Consider the following 819-nt stretch of genomic DNA (forward strand, 5'->3'; position numbering starts at 1 on the left):
CAGCTGAGCCGAGGAGTGTGTCCAGTTGATAGGCATGTGCAGAAGACATGGCAAACAGCGATGCCGCTGCGGCGGCAGCAATCTTCATGCCGAATTTGGTTTTAGTAGAGAAAATCATTTGGCTTTCCTTCTGTATTTTTAACTGCATTCCATTGAGCAAAAGATGTGCCAGGGAAATTATTCCCATAGTAAACATACACTTAAAGTTTTGAACGGGTTTTTTGTTTTAGTTACTGTAAAGAATCTCGACGGCAATATTATTTAAGAACAAGATTTATTGGAGGAAGCAAAGAAAGCTGTCGCGCAGGAAGTCACTTGCCAACCGATTCCCTTGCCGCCGAGGTCTGAAGCGCGCCCGGGACGCCTGGCTTGACGTCTAGCATCCGCCACCTGGCGGGATGCACATATTCCCCCTTCGGCACCAGGCTGACGCCCTTTGGCTCCTCGGGCAGCACGAACTTGCCATCCAGTCCGGCCTTGGGCAGCAGCCGATAGTCATGGCGCACCGGCAAGGCAAACGCATCCCATTCGACATTGAAGTTGTTGATGAAACGGCCTTCGATGCCGGTTTTCGTCCACAGCAGCTTGCTGTCCTGGTAGTAGGCTGCCTTGGCGAGATCGCGCAGGCGGTCGCGCCAGCCCTTGACCTGTCCGCCGTCTATCCTGCCCTGGCCAACCAGCAAATTGTTGACCGCGTAGACCTGCCGCTCGCCATCGGCGACCCGGAGCATGATGCCGCCATGCGGACGATCGTCGACGATGGTGTTGCTGGCCAGGTAGAGCGCGTTGAGCGGCGAGCGGTAGCCTTCGGCGCCAAAG

General features: G+C 55.1%; 1 protein-coding gene. It reads right to left on the bottom strand.

The genetic code is table 11. The annotated features are described in order from the left end of the window. Positions 1-311 precede the first annotated feature (311 nt). Positions 312-819 (bottom strand): hypothetical protein (locus JK635_RS27975; RefSeq protein WP_202653058.1); only part of this gene is annotated, 508 nt, incomplete at its 5' end.

Source organism: Neobacillus paridis (assembly GCF_016765675.1).
Classification (GTDB): domain Bacteria; phylum Bacillota; class Bacilli; order Bacillales; family Cytobacillaceae; genus Neobacillus; species Neobacillus paridis.